At 37.8% G+C, this 22,872-nt stretch carries 18 protein-coding genes and 1 riboswitch; of the genes, 6 read left to right on the plus strand and 12 right to left on the minus strand.

Annotated features, from left to right (window positions below; translation table 11 throughout):
- Positions 1-227: 227 nt before the first annotated feature.
- On the minus strand, positions 228-1,172 hold the full coding sequence (lipA, locus tag BKP57_RS08210) for a lipoyl synthase (RefSeq protein WP_050351011.1): 945 nt from the start codon (positions 1,170-1,172) through the stop codon (positions 228-230).
- Positions 1,165-1,983 carry a lipoate--protein ligase family protein gene (locus tag BKP57_RS08215; RefSeq protein ID WP_050351010.1) on the minus strand — a complete coding sequence of 273 codons (819 nt, stop codon included), beginning with the start codon at positions 1,981-1,983 and terminating at the stop codon, positions 1,165-1,167. Before BKP57_RS08215 ends, lipA begins: the two co-directional genes overlap by 8 nt.
- 497 nt (positions 1,984-2,480) lie before the next feature.
- Positions 2,481-2,588, minus strand: a riboswitch (TPP riboswitch).
- 933 nt (positions 2,589-3,521) lie between these two features.
- On the opposite strand from BKP57_RS08215, the gene BKP57_RS08220 reads away from it, so the two are divergent.
- A complete protein-coding gene (locus tag BKP57_RS08220) occupies positions 3,522-4,328 on the plus strand; it encodes a MurR/RpiR family transcriptional regulator (protein ID WP_072741336.1) in 807 nt (268 codons plus the stop codon).
- 8 nt (positions 4,329-4,336) lie between these two features.
- Here the strand turns inward: BKP57_RS08220 and BKP57_RS08225 are convergent, their stop codons facing one another.
- From BKP57_RS08225 to BKP57_RS08250, 6 genes are all read right to left on the minus strand, one after another.
- A complete protein-coding gene (locus BKP57_RS08225; RefSeq protein ID WP_050351008.1) occupies positions 4,337-5,032 on the minus strand; it encodes an N-acetylmannosamine-6-phosphate 2-epimerase in 696 nt (231 codons plus the stop codon).
- A 1-nt stretch (position 5,033) separates the two neighbouring features.
- A complete protein-coding gene (locus BKP57_RS08230; protein ID WP_050351007.1) occupies positions 5,034-6,572 on the minus strand; it encodes a PTS transporter subunit EIIC in 1,539 nt (512 codons plus the stop codon).
- A 713-nt stretch (positions 6,573-7,285) separates the two neighbouring features.
- Positions 7,286-7,591, minus strand: coding sequence for a PTS sugar transporter subunit IIB (locus BKP57_RS08235; protein WP_050351006.1), 306 nt, complete (start codon positions 7,589-7,591; stop codon positions 7,286-7,288).
- On the minus strand, positions 7,588-7,923 hold the full coding sequence (locus tag BKP57_RS08240) for a PTS lactose/cellobiose transporter subunit IIA (RefSeq protein ID WP_050351172.1): 336 nt from the start codon (positions 7,921-7,923) through the stop codon (positions 7,588-7,590). Before BKP57_RS08240 ends, BKP57_RS08235 begins: the two co-directional genes overlap by 4 nt.
- Entirely contained in the window at positions 7,923-9,215 is a 1,293-nt protein-coding gene (locus tag BKP57_RS08245) for a PTS sugar transporter subunit IIC (protein ID WP_156875301.1), read from the minus strand. The genes BKP57_RS08240 and BKP57_RS08245 overlap by 1 nt, the downstream gene beginning before the upstream one ends.
- A gap of 16 nt (positions 9,216-9,231) precedes the next feature.
- Complete coding sequence (locus tag BKP57_RS08250) at positions 9,232-10,533, minus strand: 6-phospho-beta-glucosidase (protein WP_072741337.1); 1,302 nt, start codon at positions 10,531-10,533, stop codon at positions 9,232-9,234.
- Between the two features lie 922 nt (positions 10,534-11,455).
- Here BKP57_RS08250 and BKP57_RS08255 point away from each other — a divergent pair.
- The 5 genes from BKP57_RS08255 to zwf all read left to right on the plus strand — a co-directional run bounded on the left by BKP57_RS08255 (position 11,456) and on the right by zwf (position 15,987).
- Positions 11,456-12,193 (plus strand): GntR family transcriptional regulator, encoded by a 738-nt coding sequence (locus BKP57_RS08255; protein ID WP_050351004.1) that lies wholly within the window; start codon positions 11,456-11,458, stop codon positions 12,191-12,193.
- 142 nt (positions 12,194-12,335) lie between these two features.
- Complete coding sequence (gene chbG, locus BKP57_RS08260) at positions 12,336-13,034, plus strand: chitin disaccharide deacetylase (protein ID WP_072741338.1); 699 nt, start codon at positions 12,336-12,338, stop codon at positions 13,032-13,034.
- 104 nt (positions 13,035-13,138) lie between these two features.
- Positions 13,139-13,888 carry a threonine/serine exporter family protein gene (locus tag BKP57_RS08265; protein WP_050351002.1) on the plus strand — a complete coding sequence of 250 codons (750 nt, stop codon included), beginning with the start codon at positions 13,139-13,141 and terminating at the stop codon, positions 13,886-13,888.
- Between the two features lie 117 nt (positions 13,889-14,005).
- Entirely contained in the window at positions 14,006-14,449 is a 444-nt protein-coding gene (locus tag BKP57_RS08270; protein ID WP_050351001.1) for a threonine/serine exporter family protein, read from the plus strand.
- A gap of 50 nt (positions 14,450-14,499) precedes the next feature.
- Positions 14,500-15,987: a glucose-6-phosphate dehydrogenase gene (gene zwf, locus BKP57_RS08275; RefSeq protein ID WP_050351000.1), complete on the plus strand. Its 1,488-nt coding sequence runs from the start codon at positions 14,500-14,502 to the stop codon at positions 15,985-15,987.
- 317 nt (positions 15,988-16,304) lie between these two features.
- Here the strand turns inward: zwf and BKP57_RS08280 are convergent, their stop codons facing one another.
- The 4 genes from BKP57_RS08280 to BKP57_RS08295 form a co-directional block, all read right to left on the minus strand.
- Positions 16,305-19,379 (minus strand): efflux RND transporter permease subunit, encoded by a 3,075-nt coding sequence (locus BKP57_RS08280; protein WP_072741339.1) that lies wholly within the window; start codon positions 19,377-19,379, stop codon positions 16,305-16,307.
- Positions 19,380-19,382: 3 nt separating this feature from the next.
- Entirely contained in the window at positions 19,383-20,240 is an 858-nt protein-coding gene (locus BKP57_RS08285) for an efflux RND transporter periplasmic adaptor subunit (RefSeq protein WP_050350998.1), read from the minus strand.
- 31 nt (positions 20,241-20,271) lie between these two features.
- Positions 20,272-21,138, minus strand: coding sequence for a TetR/AcrR family transcriptional regulator (locus BKP57_RS08290; RefSeq protein WP_050350997.1), 867 nt, complete (start codon positions 21,136-21,138; stop codon positions 20,272-20,274).
- 958 nt (positions 21,139-22,096) lie between these two features.
- Positions 22,097-22,612, minus strand: coding sequence for a competence protein ComK (locus BKP57_RS08295; protein ID WP_050350996.1), 516 nt, complete (start codon positions 22,610-22,612; stop codon positions 22,097-22,099).
- Positions 22,613-22,872: the final 260 nt, after the last annotated feature.

Consider the following 22,872-nt stretch of genomic DNA (forward strand, 5'->3'; position numbering starts at 1 on the left):
ATATCATTATATACGAACAGAAACATGAAAGGGTTCCACACGGATTACTAATGTACATGAAGAACACTTATTGTTAAATTGTACTAATACCGTTAGTTGTTTTATTATTTTAAATCAAAGCCTGCAGCATCATTAGACATGACAAAAAGACGAAAAGCCCTCTTGCTTTAAAGAGGACTTTTTCGAACAAAACCATATTTTCCCATGATCCTAACTCATATCGCTTCTTAGAATTGGAAATCAACTTGCTTTTTTTCTTGACTCTCATATCCTTTCATATAATCAATTCTCCGTTGTGCAGAAGTCTTGCTCACCTGCTCATCAGCATGGTAAGAAGAACGGACTAAAGGCCCTGCTTCACAATGCTTAAACCCTTTTTCCAGAGCTATTTTCTTTAATTCTTCAAATTCATCGGGATGATAATAGCGTTCAACTTGTAAATGCTTTTTCGTCGGTTGCAAATATTGACCAATTGTCATTATATCTACTTGGTGAGCTAACAAGTCATCCATTGCTTGAATAATTTCCTCTTTTTCTTCTCCCAAACCAACCATTATACTTGATTTCGTCGGCGTATTTGGCTTGATTTCTTTTACCCGCTGCAAAAGCTGGAGAGAACGATCATACATTGCCCTAGCCCGAACCCGTTTTGTTAGCCGCCTTACTGTTTCAATATTATGATTAAAAATATCTGGCTCGCTATCCATTAACGTATGTAAGCTTTCATAATCCCCTTTCATATCAGAAGGCAGAATCTCAATCGTACAGCCTGGATTTTTACGTCTAATCGCCCGAACAGTTTCTGCAAAAACAGCTGCCCCTCCATCATTTAAATCGTCACGAGCAACAGCTGTCACGACAACATGCTTTAGTCCCATGATTGCAACTGAATCAGCTACGCGTTCTGGTTCTCCCCAATCCAATTCATTTGGTAATCCTGTCTTTACAGCACAAAAGCGGCATCCCCTTGTACATGTATCACCTAAAATCATAAAGGTTGCTGTCTTTCTCTCGCTCCAACATTCGTGGATATTAGGACAACGAGCTTCCTCGCACACTGTATTGAGACGATTCTCCCGCATTAACTTCTTTAAACCACGATACGACTGATTCGTATTGATTTTCGTTTTTAACCATGCAGGTTTTCTTAGGGGTGTTGTATTTTTAGACATGAGAAACCGCTCCTTCTAATGGTAAATTAGCATATTTTTTTTCAGCTAACCGATACACTTCATTCCACTGGCTTTTTGTTAATGAAAATTCTTTCAGTTCAATTTCGAGACCTTCTGAAAAACCTTTTTTAAAAGCTGCTTTCACGGTGTCATACGAAATATTTTTCTGTAAAATCCGGTTTATGGTTGTAGCTTTGTTCCAAAAAGCTTGCTTCTTTCTCATTTTTATTTTTTCATTTGGAAAAATAAACATATCGAACAGCATATCTACATTCATCGATATAGGGATCGATCCGTGCTGAAGGAGTACTCCTTTTTTCCTCGTCTGTGCATTTCCTGAAAGTTTTTTACCATCCACGACCATTTCATAAAATGCTGGGCGCTCAAAACAAATATTGCTTCGCTCCTTAGATACCGATTCAGCATAACTTGCTTTTATTCCTAAATGGTTATATCCTTCCAGAATTCCTTTGGATAAATCATAATAGGCTTGGCGAATTGACGAAGCTACAGACGGGTGCGATTCGGAAATAACAATGCTATAAGTTAATTCATCGTCATGCAGCACAGCACTTCCTCCAGTCATTCTCCGAACCAATTGGCATTGGTGCTTCTGAACGCCTTCTAAATCAATTCTCCCCTCCAATTTTTGAAAATGTCCAATGGAAAGAGTAGGTTTCCTCCATTGATAAAAACGTAATGTTGGAGGTATTTTTTCTTCATAATGCCACTGTAACAGTGCTTCATCTAAGGCCATATTAATTGCAGCGTCATGAGGTACGTTTTCTAAAAATCCCCATTGTTCTTTCATTTACAACCGCCTCCAGTTAGTGAAAATTCAGTCTGTGGTAGGTATACTATATCTCCCCAATCATCGTAATTGGGAATTTTTCCCTCCTATTCATTGTACAAAAAATAATTAAAAAAAGAAATTAATTACAAATTATACAGAATAAAGGAATCTAACAAGAATTAGAATGGCTAAAAGGGATATTTGGAATGGTTTAGAAGAGTTGAGCTTTATACAACTATTTCTAAAATAGTTGGACAACCTTTGCGAAGAAATTGGTGTGTGTTATGTAGCAGTCACAGTGAAATTATCTACATTCAAAACGTAAGCGCCCGTCTAACGAGATACCAAACTTTATAATGCGAAAAGGACACATGGCAATATGAAGACCGATCTTATAAAGAAGATCTAACTACGTAGCATGAGTGCCAAAGCTAAACAAAGCAACTCCCATCATGGGTAACGGACATAATGGATAGAAAGATAAAAAAACTGCATTCCATTCACGTGAAATGCAGTCAGCTATGACTACACTTTCCCACGCAGGCATTATCCTGTTCGGGTACAAAGGGTCAAAACGACACACGTTTCTCTCAGCTAACCATCTAGCTCCCCTAGTGTTAAAAAGATTCTAATTTATTGATGAACTAAGTCTAGATTAGCAATAATGGTGGAAATTGTAAAGAAAAATTTATTGTTAGAAAAACTTGGCTTGTCGCCAAGTCTTATGGCGGAAGCCTTTGTTTTTCTTATACTAAGTATCATGCCTTTCGCTATGCTCAGGGCACAAAAATGAATAAAAGTAATTCTTCCACCCCCGAAAAAGTTGATAAAATATAATTGAGTAGGCAGATACACTACAGAGCACGGGGAGTTGAGTGGTGCAGTTCTTTACTTTGCTGCCCGCATACTAAGATGTGCCGTTTGTCATTTTTAAGTACAAATAAGTGTGCCAATGAGCACGGAAACTAATCCTTGTATAAACAATTCCAGTTTATTACGTGGCAAACAGTCAATGTCTGCTTTATCCACTATAAAATTCGGTGGGGATGTGTTGATATAAGGAATATTTATCCTAACTGCTGAGGAATTAATAATTTAAGAAACTTTAGATTACTACTATTTTTATAATATTTTTAATTTTACGCCTTATATATAGGCTTATTTTGTTATGCACTTTTTTATTTAAAATCAATTTTTAAGTTCTTTCAAACTATAAACCAAAAAAATCTTATGCTTTCCTATAGTGAAATAAAAACCCTTCTAAAATATCAGAGGACAATTGTTTTTATTAGCTATAGTTTAGAATGTATACGTACTTACATCCTATTTTCACCATCAAGTCGAAGCGTTTGTCGTGCTGAATTAGCAATTATTAACTCTCTCTTATATAATATCGTTTATAGGGTGTTCAAAGGTGAGATGAAAATTGTGTTGCTTCGCCCATTCTTTAATTACAGATAACTCACTGTCTCTTCTACATATATTCCATTCGAGAAGCGAGCAACTCGAATTCATTGTTCTTTTAGATTATATACTACTTATGGAGGTGACCAAGAATGAATTCTATCCTTGATGAGGTGCTATTAAAATACCAAACATTAAGTAAAACCGAAAAAAAAGTTGCTGATTATGTAATAAATAATAGACAACATTTATTAAATATACATATAAAAGAATTAGCTAGTAAAATAAGTGTTTCTGTAGCTACAATTACGCGTTTTTGTAAAAAAATTGGGGTAAGTAACTTTGTAGAATTTAAAATATTATTACGTGATGCAGTCGAGGAAACTATTGAGTCTAATGAAGCAATAGAAAAGGTTGCGCAAGTTTATAACTCTGTGATTAAATCAACACACTCTGTAGCAACTGTTAATGATTATGAACTTGTTTCCAACTGGATACAAAACGCTAATCGAATTCATATCTATGGTATTGGTAGCTCTGGTTTGTCCGCTGAAGAACTTAAAATAAGATTAAGCAGAATGGGGTATAGTGTAGATACGCATACAGATTCACATGCTATGGTTATTAATGCCTCTATTCTTACAAAAAACGATGTCGTTATTGCCATATCATCTTCTGGACAGACAAAAGAAGTGATTGATAGCGTACAACTAGCCAAATCAAAGGGAGCGAGGGTCGTCACCGTTACCAATTTTTCTGAAACCAGTTTAGCAAAACAGTCAGATATTATCCTGTATACCGCAAGTGTACAGCACTATCAAACAAAAGGTTTTATGAACAGTCAGTTATCTATTTTAATTTGTTTAGACATAATTAGTATGATGCTATTAACCAATGAAGAGGCGAGTACGAATTATAACCAGACACTGTCTAAATTAGAAGAATATAAAAAAATATAGCAACCAACTTAATTGTTGGCGCTATATTTTTGAACCTCATCTACAAATGTTTTGGTAATTAATTGCGGTCTAGTAATTGCGCTGCCTACTACCACAAAATACGCACCATTCTCAAGAGCTTTAAAAGCAGTTTGTGGCGTACTAATTTTCCCTTCTGCAATGACTGGGATGGATACTGCTGATCGTATCTCATGTAACAGTTTAAAATTGTTCGTTGCAATGTGCTGTCCTTCTGTTTCCTGTGTGTAACCTACTAAAGTTGTCGATACACAATCAAAGCCTAACTCTTCTGCATGTTTTGCTTCCTCTACAGTAGAAATATCTGCCATTATTTCCGTATTTGATTGTGACTTGATAAATGTAATAATGCCTTCTAACGTTTCATCCCCTGGGCGCTTTCGCATGGTTGCATCCATGGCAATAATATCTGTACCTACCTCTAACAAAGCTTTCACTTCTTTTTTTGTAGGCGTAATGTAAACATCACTATCCTCGTAATCTTGCTTCATTAATCCGATTATCGGAACATTTACTTGGTTTTTAATTGCTTTTATATCGGCTACAGAATTAGCTCTAATTCCTTTTGCACCACCCTGAACCGCTGCTAGAGCCATTTTTGCCATCATTTCTGAGGAATGTAACGGTTCATGCTCCAACGCTTGGCAAGATACAATCAGTTGTTTTTCTAGTTGTTTTAAATACATATTACAACTCTCCCATTGTCTTCTCAACATTATTTTTAATCGTCGTTACCTCTGGTCCGTATATCACTTGAATCCCGTTTCCCTTGGCCACTACTCCTTTTGCACCTGTTTTCATAAGTGCATCCTTTTGAACGCGTTCTTGGTCAAATACACTTACTCTTAAACGCGTAGCACAGTTATCAACATCTTTAATATTAGCTTTACCACCAAGGCCATTTATAATAGCGAGAGCTTGTTCTTCTGGGGTAAACATTTGTATTTCCATATCTTCATCCTGACGACCAGGTGTTTTTAAATGGAACTTAGCTATTGCAAATCGGAACGTGAAGTAGTATAAGAAAAACCAGAATACACCAATGACTGGCACCCATATCCAATTTGTCTTTTCTACGCCTTGCAAGACACCAAAGAGCATAAAATCAATAAATCCGCCTGAGAAAGTTTGTCCTATCGTAACCTCAAACATATGCGCTAACATGAACGCTAAACCATCAAATAGAGCATGGATAACGTAAAGGATTGGCGCAACAAATAAAAAGGAAAATTCAATTGGTTCTGTAATACCTGTTAAAAAAGACGTTAAACCTGCTGATAACATTAATCCCAATACTATCTTTTTGTTTTTTGGTATAGCCATTTGATAAATAGCCAAACAAGCGCCAAGTAGTCCAAACATCATCGTAATATGTCTGCCAGCCATAAACCGAGCAGTTCCGATATAAAATTGTTCTACATCAGGTTGCGCTAATTGAGCAAAAAAGATCCTTTGTGTTCCTTCAATTAAAGTGCCATCAACAATCATAGAGCCGCCAAGACTTGTCGTCCAAAAAGGGATATAAAAAATATGATGTAAGCCAAATGGACCAAGTAGTCTTAAAATAAAACCATACAAGAAAGTCCCCAAATAACCAGTTGCTTCTACTAACCCGCCAAGAGAGAAAATGCCTGTTTGAATAATGGGCCAAACATAATATAAAATAACTCCTAATATAATGGACATAAATGCTGTAACAATCGGAATAAATCGTGAACCTCCAAAAAACCCTAAAAACTTTGGAAGTTCCACATTGTTATAACGTTGATGGAGGAAATAAGTAAGTAAACCTAAAATAACACCACCAAAAACACCTGTCTCTAAAGTTTGAATACCTAATATTGTTCCTTGACCAACTTCGGCTAAATTACTTTCGGCCAACTCACCAGTAATAGTCAACATCGCATTAATCGTGGCATTCATTACTAAATATCCTAACACTGCCGCCAAACCTGCTGTACCTTTATCATTTCTTGCTAATCCGATTGCAACCCCTACAGCAAAAATTAAAGCCAAATTTGCAAAAACAATATTGCCTGCTGAACTCATTATGGTAAAGATCGCCTGTAACCATTTCTGATCCAGGAAAGTGTATGCTTCGATCGTTGCAGGGTTACTAAAGGCTCCACCTATTCCTAGTAGCAGACCTGCCGCAGGCAACACTGCAATTGGCAGCATAAACGACTTTCCAAACCTTTGCGCTTGCTCAAATAACACTTTTTTCATTTCAACACCCCATCTCTTCAACAGTGTACGATTTTCATTACCGCCCTCATCCGTAAGCGCCTACACAAAAGAGGAATTTAAAAATTCATCTAACAAACATGAATTATTTACACTGATTAAATCAAAATGAAAATCATTTACAAAAACATTATAAAATAGATAACTATTTTAATCAAGTGCTAAATAGTGATGAAATTCTGAGTTTCTTGTTTCAGTCAACCTCCCGACAAGCTCCCATAGCGAAGTGAGTAATGCGCAATATTATAGCCTTCAAAGCGATTGTAGAAGGTTCCTTTAGAAAAACTTGGCTTGTCGCCAAGCCTTTGTTTTTCTTATACTATAAACCAAAAAAATCTTATACTTTACTATAGTGGAACAAAAGCTCGGGGCGCCCGTAGCAACGTAGCGAATGGAACGAATCAACTAAAGATAAAGGAATCATGCCACTAAAAACAGGGGTATGCCGGCGCCTGAGCGGCAAGCCCCTGTTTAGTCGGCCTTCCTCTTAGAGACGAACCGATGAGGCCTTATCGTAGGGCGATTTCTAAAGTCGCATCGTTGCTGGGCTCATGCGCCGGACGTGGCTTCGGTTATTTCGTTATCCACAAGCACCTCATTTTATAGGTTCCTATACAATAAAAAAACCCAAATCTATGACAGACTTGGGACAAACTCATGAGATAGATATACATGCTTCTATTCATTTCTATATGCTATTTCTTCGCTAAGGAAAGTGCCTGATCTAATACTTTATCACCTTGGATCATGCCATATGCCATTTGATCAATAACGTCTACGGCTACGCCTTTTGGTTCAAGCTGAGCTTTTATTTTCTTTTCTAAATAACGAACTTGAGGACCAATTAGCACGACTTGAAGGTCTTCCATTTCATTTTTCAGTTGTGTTTCTGCAATAGCACGAATATCTACTTCTAGATTACGGCTATCCGCTGTTTCTTTCATTTTTTTAACGAGCATAGACGTGGACATGCCAGCTGAACAAACAAGGATAATTTTCACTGCTTCTCCCCCTCTATTGTTTCCATTTTTTCATATAGTTCAATTATTTCAACAGCCAAGTCTTTCACTGTTAGCGCTGTCATCAAATGATCTTGAGCATGAATCAGAATGACGGATACGTCCGTATGTTTTCCTTCTGCCTCTTGCTGCAGCAGTTTCGTTTGTATATGATGCGCTTCTCTAAATGCCTCTTCCGCTTCTTCGATCATCGTACGTGCTTGCTCAAATTGGTACGCCTTTGCTTTTGATATCGCTTCCATAGAAAGCGATCGAGCATTACCTGCGTGAAGAATAATAGAAAACGAAAGCTGTTGTAATTCTTCCTTTACCATCATTTTGCTTTTCCCTCATTTCTTTTTAACATTCTTGCTCCCGCCATAACAAACGGTATATACATAACAATAGCAAGCGCTAAATTAAATAATTGTAACACAACTCCTCTAAAGCTTCCTCCCGTTACGAGATAGCCACTTAGGATAGGTGGTGTTGTCCATGGCAAGATTGCAACTGTCCTAGGTACTAACCCTGTTGCAATAGCTATATAAGACGTAATGGTAAGCGTTACAGGGACTAAAATAAATGGAATTAACATCACTGGATTTAACACGATTGGTAAACCAAAAATCACTGGCTCGTTAATATTAAATAATCCTGCTGGAGCAGATAACTTAGCTACTTGTCGATAAGGATGGTTCTTCTCTCTGCGAATAACGACAAAGACAGCAATTAACAAAGCAATCGTAGTTCCAGAACCTCCTATAAAAACGAATGAATCTAAAAATGGTTTTGTAACAATGTTAGGTACTTCAAATGCCGACATACCACTCTTAAACAGATTAAGGTTTTCTTCAATTAATGGCAAATAAACGGGTTCAATTACAGAGCCGATAATATTCGTACCATGTAATCCGAAGAACCAAAGCAAATGATTTAAAAAGGAAACAAGCATAGCAGCAGGCAATGTATTTCCTAAGCCTTGCAATGGCTCTTGAATCATGTTAAAGATTACTTCAAAAATACTCTTCTCAGCAAATACAGTCATCATGGCTTGGAAAAATCCAACTAAAATTAAAATGAGTACAGCGGGGATTAGTGCTTCAAAAGATCTAGTTACACCGTCAGGCACGCCCTCTGGCATCTTAATCGTCATCTTGGATGTAATTAATGTTCGAAACAACTCCGTGACCACTAAAGCTAATATGATTCCCACAAACAATCCTTGTGTTCCAAGCCATCCCATGTCTAACCCGCCATCACTAGTGACAGGCACCAGCATAATAAATCCAGCACCTGCTATTAAACCAGCGGCAAGGCCATCAACCTCATAGGACTTAGCTAAATTATACGCAATGGAAAAGGTAACTAAAAGACCTAAAATGGCAAATGTTCCATTCCAAATACTTCCCCCCACTGCCTGCCAGTTTCCTTCACCAAAAATCCCATTCATCCATTCAACAAAATTAAACGCCCCAAACGGAGGAAAGTTATTAATTAGAATCGCTAGCGACCCGACAATAATCAGTGGCATGATAGCTACAAATCCATCACGTACAGCAACAAGATGACGTTGTGACCCAATCCGCCCAGCAATTTCAATGAATTTTTGCATTGCTTTACTATTCATTTCTATACCCCCATAATTAAAATTGTGGTAAGTAATCTTTATGTGCTTCTAATAACGCATCTAGTAATGTCTTGCTGCCAACTTCATCACCTATCAATGGATTCATAACCATTGCCAGGTAGGCATCTTTATAATGACCGGTTATACTTGCACGGATCACTAATTCCTCAAATGCCTTCATTTGATAAATATGACCTTTCACACTGTTTGGTAAAGCCCCAACTGTAATTGGCTGTGGTCCATTTTTCGTAATAACACTGTTCACCTCAATCACCGAATCTTCCGGCAATTCAGGGATAGCGCCTTTATTTAATGTGTTAACCGTCTGGATATCTGCTTTATTATTATAAATTGAATCCATCAAGCTGCATGCTACATCACTATAAAAAGCCCCGCCTCTTTCTTCTAACTCTTTTGGTTTATCACAAAGATCCGGATTTTTATATAGTTCGAATAAAGATTTTTCCAGTCTTCGTACGACTTCTGCACGTGTCCCATTTTCTTCTAGTGCCTGCTTATCCTTCTTTAGCACCGCTGCGGTTTGAAAATAATATTGGTGATATGGATTTGGCAGCAATGAGGTTGCTTCAATAAACGTTTTCGACCAACCAAGGTTTACAATATTGGCTGGTGAATAATCTAATCCCTGACTCACTTTTGTTAGTACTTCACTTGTATAGTCGACACCATTAACGAATACTTTTCGACCGAATACGTAATGATTTAAGCCAATAAATTCAATCATCACGTTCTTAGGTTTCGTATTTAAAATTTCTGCAGTCGAATAACGCATATTATAAGGAATATTACACACTCCAATTACTTTTTTATGCGGTGAATGCTTTAACAATGCTTCTGTTACAATACCGGCAGGATTTGTAAAATTTATCACCCATGCCTGTGGACAGATTTCGTGAACATCTCGAGCCAACTCTAATAAAACCGGTATCGTGCGTAATGCTTTAAATATTCCCCCAGCACCATTTGTCTCTTGACCAATATACCCATGTTGCAGAGGAATACGCTCGTCTTTTGATCTTGCTGTTAATCCACCTACTCTTATTTGCGTTGAGACAAAATCAGCCTGTTTTAATGCCTCCTTTCTATCCAATGTCCATGATAATTTTATTGGTTTGTTAGATTTTTCAATCATCCGTTTTGCTAACTGACCAACGATTTCAAGCTTTTGATTACCTTCTTCAATATCAACTAAGACAATTTCTGTAACAGGAAATGAACGATGGCGCAAAATAATCCCCTCAATAATCTCTGGTGTATAGCTGGAACCACCACCAATTACGACTAATTTGATTGTCATTTGGTTTATCTCCTTTGCTGTAGTGTTCACTGCTCATAGATGTATAAAATTCTATTAAATCAATTAAAATGTATCATACAAATAAATAAATGTAAATACATTTTATTTTATTTGTTATTTGTAATAACATTTATACGAATAAGTTGTATTTAAATAGATAATCTTGTAAACTTTGACTAACATCACTCTTATTTGTAATTAGCGCATTTATGCAACGCGTCGTACATATGAGAACGCATAATTCCATATCGCAGCAGTACAAAATCTGGAGCTGTCTTCTGTTCATTTTAATTGCAGTGGCAATCTGCAACTGACAACTTATAAAAGCGCAACTATTTCGATTCAAAAGAGTGAAAAGTCTATTAGTGGTGATTTTCTTTATCCATATGGAACGTTAGTATCGCATGAATATGACATGAAGACCTCTGAACAGAATTGGACATTGGCTTGCAAAGCTACCAGCCGATTATCCACCAAGGTCACACCTCATAGGATGGTGGTAAGTCTAACTGCTAGTTACATGCTGGATAAAGTGAATTTTCAATCCGTGGGGGTTTTTATTCATCCCCCACGGATTGTTAAAGGAACGAATCGGATATTTAGGTGCTGTTATCTCCCCCCTTAGACTTGTTGCTGTACGATTATCCAACTCCTGAAGTGGGAGTCTTACACACCTTATATATACGGAATAAAACAAATGCTACAAATGGTTATAACAAACTATACTACGGAATCGTCAAAAGTGACCTAAAATCCTTTTTTAAACGACTAACGTATGGAGTCAATGATTAAAGTGGTGTTTAACAAACTAATCCAATTATTGTATTTTTACGACGACCTGATGATATATAATTTCCTTGTCATAAGTTAGTGAAGAAAACCTATAACGGAGAACTAATTATGAAGTAGAGAGGAGAGCAAAATGGAGAAAAACCGATCCTTGCATGCTTTTATTAAGGAAGAATTACTAAACCAAATCAAAGCGAAGAAATATAAACCGGGGGACAAAATCCCAACAGAATTAGAGCTATGTAAAGATTTCAATGTAAGCCGTACCACCGTTAGAACTGCATTAAATCAATTAACACTTGAAGGATATTTGGAACGTCATCAAGGAAGGGGCACCTTTGTAGCAGACCAGAAGCTAAAACAAACCTTGACTCAAACAGTGAAACGGTATAGCGATCAAGTAGCTGTTCAAGGTAAAGAAGCAGAGATTTTTGTTCTTTCCATCACGGTTATTCCAGCAAACGAATTTTTAAGTCAACAATTAGAAGTCTCGTCCAAAGATCCCATTCAACGTATTGAAAGAATTCGCAAAGCAAACAATGAACCAACCCAATATGAGATCGCTTTTATCCCTTGGGATGTTGCACCAGGGATCACAAAGGAACAAGCGGCTTCATCACTTTACGCCTCGTTAAAAACTGATTTTGACGTGCATATTGCTAAAACAATGGAGCATATCGAAATAACACTTGCAGATGAAATCTGTTCAAAGCACTTGGATTGCGAGTTAAATGCTCCTTGTTTTCATATCGAAACCATTGCAGAAAATGAAAATCAAGAAAAAGTGGAATATTCACGAGCTTACTTTAGAGGAGATAAAACCAATTTTGTGATTGAGCGAAATTATCCAAAGGAAAACACGTCCACATAATCAAAAATCGCTAGCGTCTTTTACTAGCAACTAGTGGCGAAGTCTAAGACTACTTCGACAGAGGAAATGAGCATTGTAGCTGAATATGGATAATACATCATACCACATTCTATCTATTATTAAATTTATGGAGGCGCTTAACATGAAAATTTTAATTAATGCAGACGATTTTGGCTTAACAAAAGGTATCACGGATGGGATTCTTAAAGCCCATACAGACGGTGTTGTTCAATCTACTACCTTAATGATGAACGGAAATGCTGTAGAATATGCGATATCTGAAGCAAAAAAACATTCGTCTTTACAAATAGGAATCCATCTCGTTTTAACATGGGGCAAACCACTAACGAACGAAGCAGCGATATTAACTGACTCAAACGGGTTTTTTAAGTACACAAAAGAAGAAAAGGAACTTAAAGCAGAAGACTTACAAGCAATTAAAAACGAGTGGCAGGCGCAAATAGAAGCTTTTTTAGCTACAGGACTACCGCTTCATCATATTGATAGCCACCATCATGTCCATGGTTGGGAACCATTGAAACCAGTTATTATAGAATTAGCTAATAGGTATCACGTTCCTGTTCGCTATACCGAGACTTTACAAAATGAGCGCGACCTGCTATTAACCGAGCAAATCTGGCTCGATTTTTATGATTCAGGGGTAGATGATAATCTCTTTTCACAACTGGAGAAACTGTCAGCAACAAGTGTTGAGGTGATGACACATCCCGGTTTCGTCGATCGCGATTTACATCAAGTTAGTTCGTATACAGCTAAGCGAGAAAAGGAATTAGAGCTGCTTTGCTCTTTCGTATTGCCTGAATGGGCAGAAAAGCTTTGAGGTAATCTCCCTTTCACTAGGCTTGTGGTCGAACAATTATACGAAAGAGAAACTAGATTATCTTTTACTTCGGATCAAAAAATATTAAAATGGAGGAATAAAGGATGAGTGCTCAACCTGGATCCGTGGCCAAAGTTTGTTTGCTTGCAGGTAAAATTATGCTGGAGAGTGGCGCAGAAACATACCGAGTAGAAGATACAATGAACCGAATTGCTGCTTCACTTGGGCTTGAAAATGCGGAAAGCTATGCTACGCCTACAGGTATTCAATTTTCTACGGAAGGAGAAGCTTCTTATTTTAGGAGAATTTCCAATCGTTCTAATGATTTACAAAAAATCGCTGATGTAAATAGCATTTCCAGACAAATTACAGCACAATCATTAGATGCTAAAGAAGCTCTTCTACTTTTAAAAGGTATACAGCATAACAGTGAAACATTTCCATTTTGGCTACAGCTTATTGCCTCAGCGCTGGCTAGTGGTAGTTTCGCTATCATGTTTGGTGGTTCTTGGGCAGACTTTGCTCCTTCCTGCATTGCTGGAGCAGGAGGATACGCAGCAATGATTGGATTTGATAAATTACTAGAAATACGTTTCATTGCCGAATTTGTAGCCTCATTTTTGATTGCTGTTATCGCCGTGATTAGTATTAACGCTGAATTTGGGCAACATATGGATAAAATCATCATTGGCGCTGTAATGCCGCTTGTTCCAGGCCTGCATATAACAAATGCCGTTCGGGATTTAATGGCAGGTCATTTAATAGCTGGCATATCAAAGGGTGTAGAAGCTACATTAACAGCAATTGCAATTGGAGCTGGCGTTGCTGTACTTTTCGCTTTTTTACCACATTGATCTCTATACGAAATAATTAGTAGCGTGTAGAAGAAAGAATGGCTCAATCAATAGGTCATGAGAATTCCACCTATGATTTCTTGTTTTCGATTATCTAAGCATAGGGAGTTGATCATCATGTTACTTGCTCAACTTATTACAAGCTATATCGCGGCTGCTGGTTTTGGCATTATTTTCAATGCCCCACGACATGCACTTATTCAATGCGGCATGGTTGGGATGTTCGGATGGGTTGTTTATTATATCTTGGTTGAGCAAGGATTGGATGTTGTTCCGGCAACCATTTTTGGTTCCATGCTTGTTGCCATTCTTAGTCAGATTTGTGCCAAAATATTTAAAACGCCCATTATTATTTTTAATGTCTCTGGCATTATTCCGCTCGTACCTGGTGGATTAGCATACGATGCGATGAGAAAATTTGTCGAAGATGACTATTTTCTAGCTGTACAACTTTCAGCAAAGGTGATGCTGCTTGCTGGAGCAATAGCTATAGGTTTAATGTTTTCGGAAGTTGTTAATCAATTGCTGAAAAAAACTTTCGCATGGCTGCGTCTTGAATAGTTGCTTTTCACTTTTTAACCTTATATGATAGTTGTGTTACTAAACAGAAAATGGAGAGGGTTCTATTGAAAACTGTAGATAAACCAAACGTCGTTATTGTCATCTTTGGAGCAACAGGGGATTTATCAAAAAGAAAGTTATTCCCTTCCATTTATCGCCTTTATCAAAATGGAAAAATTGGTGAGGATTTCGCAGTTGTTGGTCTTGCTCGTCGCCCCTGGACGAATGATATATTTCGAGAAAAAGTTTGTGAATCAATAAACGAATCGCAAGCACACAATGAGGACGACTTAGAATCATTTGCTGCTCATTTTTATTATCAGTCTTTTGATGTGACAGATAATTCTTCCTATACGCATTTAGATGGATTGCTAGATCAGTTAGAAGGTCAATACCAAACTAACGGAAACCGCGTTTTTTACTTGGCTATGGCTCCAGAATATTTTGGAACCATCGCTAACCAACTCGAACAAAATGGTTTAAAAGAGAGTGCTGGTTGGACCAGATTAGTCATTGAAAAACCATTTGGACACGACCTCGCCTCTGCAAAAGAGTTAAATAATCAAATTCGGTTAGCCTTCAATGAGGATCAAATATATCGAATTGACCATTATTTAGGGAAAGAGATGGTCCAAAATATTGAAGTGATCCGGTTTGCAAATGGTATATTTGAGCATTTGTGGAATAACCGATTTATTTCAAATATCCAGGTTACTTCCAGTGAAAAGTTAGGTGTCGAGGAACGTGCTCGCTATTATGACCGATCGGGAGCAACAAGAGATATGGTGCAAAACCATATGCTGCAAATGGTCGCACTGTTAGCAATGGAGCCACCAATTAAACTTACACCTGATGAAATACGTTCAGAAAAAGTGAAAGTATTGCGAGCTCTTCGTCTTGTTGAACCAACAGAAGTCGAGAATTATTTTGTACGCGGACAATACGGTCCTGGTCGTTTAGGGAAAGGGTACCGGGAAGAAGCTCCAGAATTGAAAGATTCTACTACGGAAACATACGTTGCTGGAAAAGTAATGATTGATAACTATCGCTGGGCAGGGGTCCCTTTTTACATCCGAACAGGTAAAAAGATGAAAGAAAAATCAATTAAAATTGTGGTTGAGTTTAGAGATATACCAATGAACCTATATTATAAGGATGAATCAGAAAGACATCCTAACTTGCTGGTAATTAATATCCAGCCGGACGAAGGAATCACGCTTCATTTAAACGCTAAAAAAGCTGGTGTAGGCTCTATCGCTCAACCAATTGAATTATCTTATACAAACAACGGTGTAGATGGAATAAATACACCCGAAGCGTATGAAAAGCTCATTTACGATTGTATTATCGGTGATACAACTAACTTCACCCATTGGGATGAGGTAGCTTATTCTTGGAAGTTTGTTGACGCCGTTTTAGATGCGTGGTCAGAAACAGAACCACTATTTCCCAATTACACTGCCGGCTCCATGGGACCAGAGGCAGCAGATCGCTTATTAGAAAAAGACGGATTTCACTGGTGGCCAGTAACAGACTAAAACAAAGGCGCGGGGCGCCCGTTTAGCAACGTAGCGAATGGAACGAATCAACTAAAGATAAAGGAATCATGCCACTAAAAACAGGGGTATGTCGACATCGGGCGGCAAGCCCGTTTTTAGTCGGCCTTCCTCTTAGAGACGAACCGATGAGGCCTTATCGTAGGGCGCATTTCTAAAGTCGCATCGATGCTGGACTCATGCGCCAGACGTTGCTATTCGGTTATTTCGTTATCCATAAGCACCTAAGTTTATACTTTCTTATTCTTTTAAAAAGGTTCCCTGCTATCAGTGGCAAGGAACCTTTTTCGTCTCTATTTTTATGCATCTTTTTTCTTGTTATTACGTTTAGCCATTTTAGCAGTTAGATCATCAAATAATGTGTAAATAACTGGGATTAACAAAAGTGTAAAGATACTGGATATACCTAGACCAAAAATGATCGTTACAGCGAGTGGTTGCTGCATTTCAGCTCCTTCCCCGAGCGCCATTGCTAAAGGTATCATGGCTAATATAGTCGTTAGTGTCGTCATTAATATTGGACGCAGTCTGCTTGGTCCAGCTTCCAATATTGCCGCATAACGTTCCATTCCTTTTCGCCGCAGGAGGTTAATATAATCCACTAGTACAATCGAGTTATTTACAACGATCCCTGCCAGCATAATGATTCCGATAAAGGCTGGAATGCTTAGTGGTATCCCGACGATAAATAGCCCGAGCATTACTCCAATAACTGTTGTCGGCATAGCAAACATAACGATAAGCGGAAATAAAAAGTTTTCAAATTGGACAGCCATGACTGCATATACAAGGAAAATCGAAAACACTAATGCAATCGCTAACTCTGTAAATGATTCCGTCATATCCTGTGCTTGACCGCCGATTTCATAGTTGTAGCCTTCAGGGAGTTCCATGCCAGCCAACGTTTTCTCTACATCTTGCGTGATGGTCCCTAAGTCGCGATCGACAATTTGACTGGACACATTCATTTGCGGTTGCTGATTTTCTCTTTGCAAGCTCACAGGTCCGCTCATTTGTTTAAATTCAGCTAACTCATCTAATGAGATCGTCGCTCCTTGAGGGGTTTGGATTTTCATGTCATGCAAATCCTCTATCTTGCTACGCTGCTCTTCTGGGTACATCAATGTAACATCCATTTCCTGTCCATTTTCTCTAAACTGCGTAGCTACTTGACCCGTAAATTGCATTTGAATCTGTCCCAGTACTTGTTCCTGATTTAACCCATACATCGCAGCTTGCTCCTGATTCACTTCAATATTCATTTGTGGGACACCTTCAGAAGCTGATGTCTCTGGATTATAAATACCGTCTATCTGCTCGATTTCTCGTACAACCTGTTCAGAGATATCTCTCAATACTTCATGTTCTGGTCCATTTAATTGGACTTGTATCGGGTCCCCCATATTCATACCGGAGTCCATGGAATTTACCGTGATTTCAGCACCTGCGATCCCCTGTAATTTGTCATCTATTTCTTGAACGACTTGAATCGTTGTTTTTTCTCGTTCAGTAGAGGGGATGAGCTGCATTGTATAAACAGCTTGATTTCCACTGCCGCTGCTGCCAGCAACCATATCACCGCCACCAACACTTACATAATTCGTTTCGATCAAAGATTCAAAAGGCTCTAACTCCTTATTCACCTGTTCTACAATTTCTTCCGTATGCTTCAGAGAACTTCCAGGGTCTGTTTCTACTCGGATTTCCAACTGTCCTTGATCGGCAGATGGAATAAATTCCGCTCCAATAAACGGGGTTAAAGCTAAGCTCCCCACAATCGCTACAATCGTTACAAATACTGTTGTTTTCCGATGACCGAGCACCCATTTCAAAGCTTTTTGATACTTTGTATTTAACCAACCCAAAAAGCGATCAAACCAATAACGTTTTCCTCCATCTTGCATCGCTTTTTGCAATAACTTGGAAGAAAGCATCGGCACTAAAGTGATGGCTACTACTAATGAAGTAATAAGCGAAAAAGAAACTGCTAATGCTAAAGGGGTAAACATATCCGAAGCAATTCCTTCTACATAAATAATCGGTAAAAATACGACTAATGTCGTTGTTGTAGAAGCAATTACTGCAGGTGCTAACTCACTAGCCCCTTTTATAGCCGCATCCTTTAGACTATACCCACGTTGCCTGTAGGAATAAATATGTTCGAGTATGACAATCGAACTATCGACCATCATTCCTAAACCAAGTGCTAAACCGCCTAATGTTAAAATATTTAATGTTTCACCTGTGAAATACATTAAAATAAACGTTGTTATAATCGCAATTGGTATGGACAATCCAATAACAATGGTTGCTCGGATACTTTTCAGAAATAGGAGCAGGATAAATATCGAAATAGCCCCACCGATAAGAATATTCTGCACAACTGAATCAATAGACATCTGAATAAAATCAGATGTGTCAATAATGATATCCAAATTAACATCTGAAGGTAAATCTTGTTTTATTTCTTGTAAACTATCTTCTATATTTGTTGCTACTTCTACAGTATTACTATCGGTCTTTTTTAAAATGGATAAGACGACAGAAGGCTTTCCATTGACGAGTGTCATTCCAGATTGTTCCTTAAAATCATCTTTCACTTCAGCTAAGTCATCAACATGTACCGTTGCCCCCGATTCGGTTTGAACAATCGTTTGTTTAATATCGTCGATTGATTCAAATTCACCAGTTACGCGAAGCTGAAGGTCCTTGTCACCTTTCTCAACCGTTCCTACCGAAGCGGACTGATTTGTACTCGTTAACGATTGCATGATCGTTTGCGCTGTGGCACCATATTGCTGTAACTTAGCTTCATCTAAAATTAATTGAATTTCTCTTTCTTTTCCACCTTCTACATTAACAGACCCTACTCCACCTTGTCGTTCTAAAAATGGGACAACTTGTTCGTCGGCTGTCTTTGTTAAAGATGCTGCGTTTTCTCCGGTTAAACCAACCCACATAACCGGCAGTTGGTCCGGGTTAAAACGCATAATATTCGGATCACCCGCTTGACTAGGTAAAAGATCCTTCACCTGGTCAACACTTTCTCTTACATCCAATAAAGCTTGGTCTAAATCCGTTCCGTTATTAAACATAAGTACAACAAGGGAAGATCCTGATTGTGATTGCGATTGAACCGTTTCTATCCCTTCTACAGTACTAACAGCTGATTCAATTGGACGACTAATTAAATTTTCTACTTCTTGTGGCGCTGCATCTTGATATGATGTTGCTACAACTGCTACTGGGAGATCAATCTTTGGAAAGAGATCAACTGTTAGGCTTCGTAATGAAACGGCACCGAGAGCTAGTATAGCTAGAACAATCATAATAACGCCTACTGGACGTTTGACTGATGTTTTGATTAACTTCAAGATTTACTCCCCTTTCGCAACTTTAACCTGACTACCATCCTTTAAAGACAGTTGTCCTTTTACAATCACTTTATCGCCAGCTTTGACCTCTCCCTCAATGGCTGTTTCCTCTGATTGAGATTCCTGCACTGTAACGTCAACGCGTTTTGCCTTATTATCTTTTACTACATAGATAAACGATTCACCGCCTTGCTCTTCTACAGCAGCGGTTGGAACGATAATAGTATCTTTAATTCTTGTTTCTGGCACCAATAACTGTGCTATCATGCCTGGTAATAATTCCGTTTCTTTATTACTAACCTCAGCCTGAATCGGATAAAGTCCAGTATCATTTGGTACGGTTCCAATAGAAGTAACCGTTGCTGTAAATTCCATTTCATCTATGTTAACAGGGAACTCATCTTCTTTATTCATTAGGTTACGATCATTTGCTGTTACGGTGAATTCAATGGCTAAAGGATTTAAATCGGCAACGACAGCCAATGGCTCTTCGGCAGATACCATCTCGCCCTCATTTGCTGTTAACTGAACAAGCTTTCCACCCTTAGGCGCTCGGATACTTTGCTTACCCGCTTGTGAAGAGATTGTTGCAATCACATCCCCTTCCTTGACTTGTTCCCCATTACTAACCTCTAACTGATCGATTTTACTTGGACCCTGTAATACAACTGGACTGGCAGCAGACGGCTTTGTTCTACCATAAAGACTCTTTTCAATCTCAATAGAACCTTCTTTTACTTCTTCCGTTTCTACAGGAGTTACCCGCTCTTTATTTTCTTCTTTATTCTCTTCTTCCTGATTGCACGCAGCTAACAAAAAAATCATAACTATAACTGCTGCAAAAAGTAAAATTTTCTTCACCTGTGTTACTCCTCTCTTTACTGTCAAGATGTCATAATAATTCAATATCTAGTACTTCCGCGATTCTGTTTACATCTTCTATTAACATATCATGGGCAGTAAAATGCGCAAGTAACCCTTGTATGACAAGTATATTATTATTTTCAGCTATTTCATTTTGCAATAATTGTAACACTTCATATAATCGTTCTTTCCTCATCTGCGGCACTTTTAGCGCTGATATTTTTTCTTTTAGGCTTTTAATTGCCTCTTGCTTGCTTTGTTTGCTAGCATTATTCCTACTGTATATTTCTTGGAGCTGCATAGCATCGACAAGTGGGGGTGTCTCTGCTTTTACCATTCCTGCTATTAAATCATGCAAACGTCTAACCATAATTTGCCCAGCTTGCTCTAGGTCAAATTCAACATCTTCCATGATAAGCCAATGAAAGTAACTATGTATTAAACCTGCTGATTGAATAATAGCATCCATCACAAATTCCTGTAGTTGTTCACCATAGATACTCTCCAAGTTCTCTCTTAACCAATGGATATAGTCTAGCCTAAATTCACGTATTTGTTTATCAAACTCCTCTTCAATCAGCATATTACTTCTAAGATAAATCGTAATAAACTCTTTATGTTGTTCCATGTAGTTCATTAATATTGTTATTTGCTTTGCAAAACGAGCACTCGCATCATCATCTGTTTTGACTTGCGCCAGCTCTTCCATCATAAACCTATGAAACTCTTTCATCGTCGTTTTCATAAATGCTTTTTTCGACGGAAAATAGCTGTAAAAAGACCCTTTAGAAACACCTGCTTTATTGGCAATTTCCTGAATAGAAGTATTGTGATAACCCTTTTGAGCAATTAATTTTATACCGATTTCTACTAATTTCCTTTTCTTTTCAAGCATAAGCTTCACCTATTTCCTAATTACGTACTGCCCCATGTAAATGTTTCATTTATTTAGGCTGATTTGTCACAAAAAAAGCTTTTTTCTCAAAAGATATAACATGGTACAATTGATTGAAACTAAATCTTAATTGACTTACCGGTCAGTCAAAAAGGAATGTTCATATAATAACAGCATATAGGCTAAATATCAACTTAAAAAATTGTCTTTTCTTCACCTTTTAGACAGAAAAAATTTCTGCTAACCCACAAATACTAATAAAAATACAGAAAACGGTATAAAAGAATAGCTTGGTCGGCTTCTTATCAGTTCCCCTCTCTTTTGCACCTAAAACGTTGTGTTAAATATACAATTCATAGAAAAGGGGAACTTAGCTATATTTCGCGATTGAAATTTCAGACATTTCGCAACAAATTTTGAGCTATGGGAACTCACAAAATTACCGCGTAGGATTAGCATAAGGCTTCTGCGGGCATGATTTCTTTGCGAAAGAGTGCGGAGCGGCGGAAGGAAAGGATTTCTCATCCCTACTAGGGGTACTATAACCGCCTCTCCATATAAGGTGAATTCTCAATCAATGAGGGGCCTTCATCCCCCACGGGTTGTTCGTACCGTAATGGTATAACCTAAAGTCCGCTTACGAGATAGGGTATTTAGGTGCTGTTATCTCCCACACTTAGACTTGTTAGAGTATAGACATTCAACTCCTGAAGTGGGAGTCTTACAGCACCTTATAGTACGGGATAAATCCAATTGGGTTTTGTGGAAAACACAATTCACAATTTTCGATCGCCATATACACTTTGCTAGAAGGTGATTGGGCAAGGCGCGTATTGTTTATCTACATAAAAGTAAATAGAAGCTAAGAGGAAATTCGAGGTGTCATTCTCCATCATGTGGTATATCCCTTTATTGTTTGTGAACATGCTACAGCTTCATCTTTTTCCATATTGGCTCATTAATATCGCTTTAGAAGTGATTTAGGTATAGGCAATTTAGATTGTCCAAACAGAAAAGCACGGTTCATATGTACAATTAACTGACTTGTCCGCTTATACTGCAAATCAAAAGTGTTTAAAGATATATCTAACTGAAGTTCAGAACCGTCGTAAAAAACAACATAAGTGCCCTTATCATTCCTTTCAAAACCATATATATGGTGATAAGCAAGCCATACATTATTTTTATTTTTTATAGATGCAGTTGGCATCATAAAAACGCCTTTTTCTGGGATCACAGGAATTGGAAGCTTACTGGATGAGCCTAATACGTCCTTTACAGCTATTCTTCTCCCCTCTAGTGTAGATCCATATATTAAACAACTATTATCAATGATTTGCTCTGGTTTGTGCAAAGACATTGTCTCCGTCATATCTGCTTCCAAAATATGAGAACGATAATAGTTATGCTCACTCCAGCGTATCGCTTTAGTATGTGGTGATATGATATATAATGACGTAATTCGATGTTTCAAAATAATCCTCCTCTTTTTAAAAATACATTTCTCTTTTCAACCTGATTCATTTTCAATACAAAAAAAGAAATTTCTTTATATTCTATATCTTACTATCTCACATCCATTTTGTCTCTGGTTTGACAGCTTGAATTAGGTACAACCAATTTACAATTGAAAGAAGCTTAAATCATAGGCTAAGTTTTTAAACATAATACAAGCAAGCATATAAAAAGCAGAACACACCCTTTAGGAACTGTGTTCTGCTCTTATAAGTAAAA

Source organism: Virgibacillus sp. 6R, from assembly GCF_001895305.1.
Classification (GTDB): Bacteria; Bacillota; Bacilli; order Bacillales; family Amphibacillaceae; genus Virgibacillus; species Virgibacillus pantothenticus.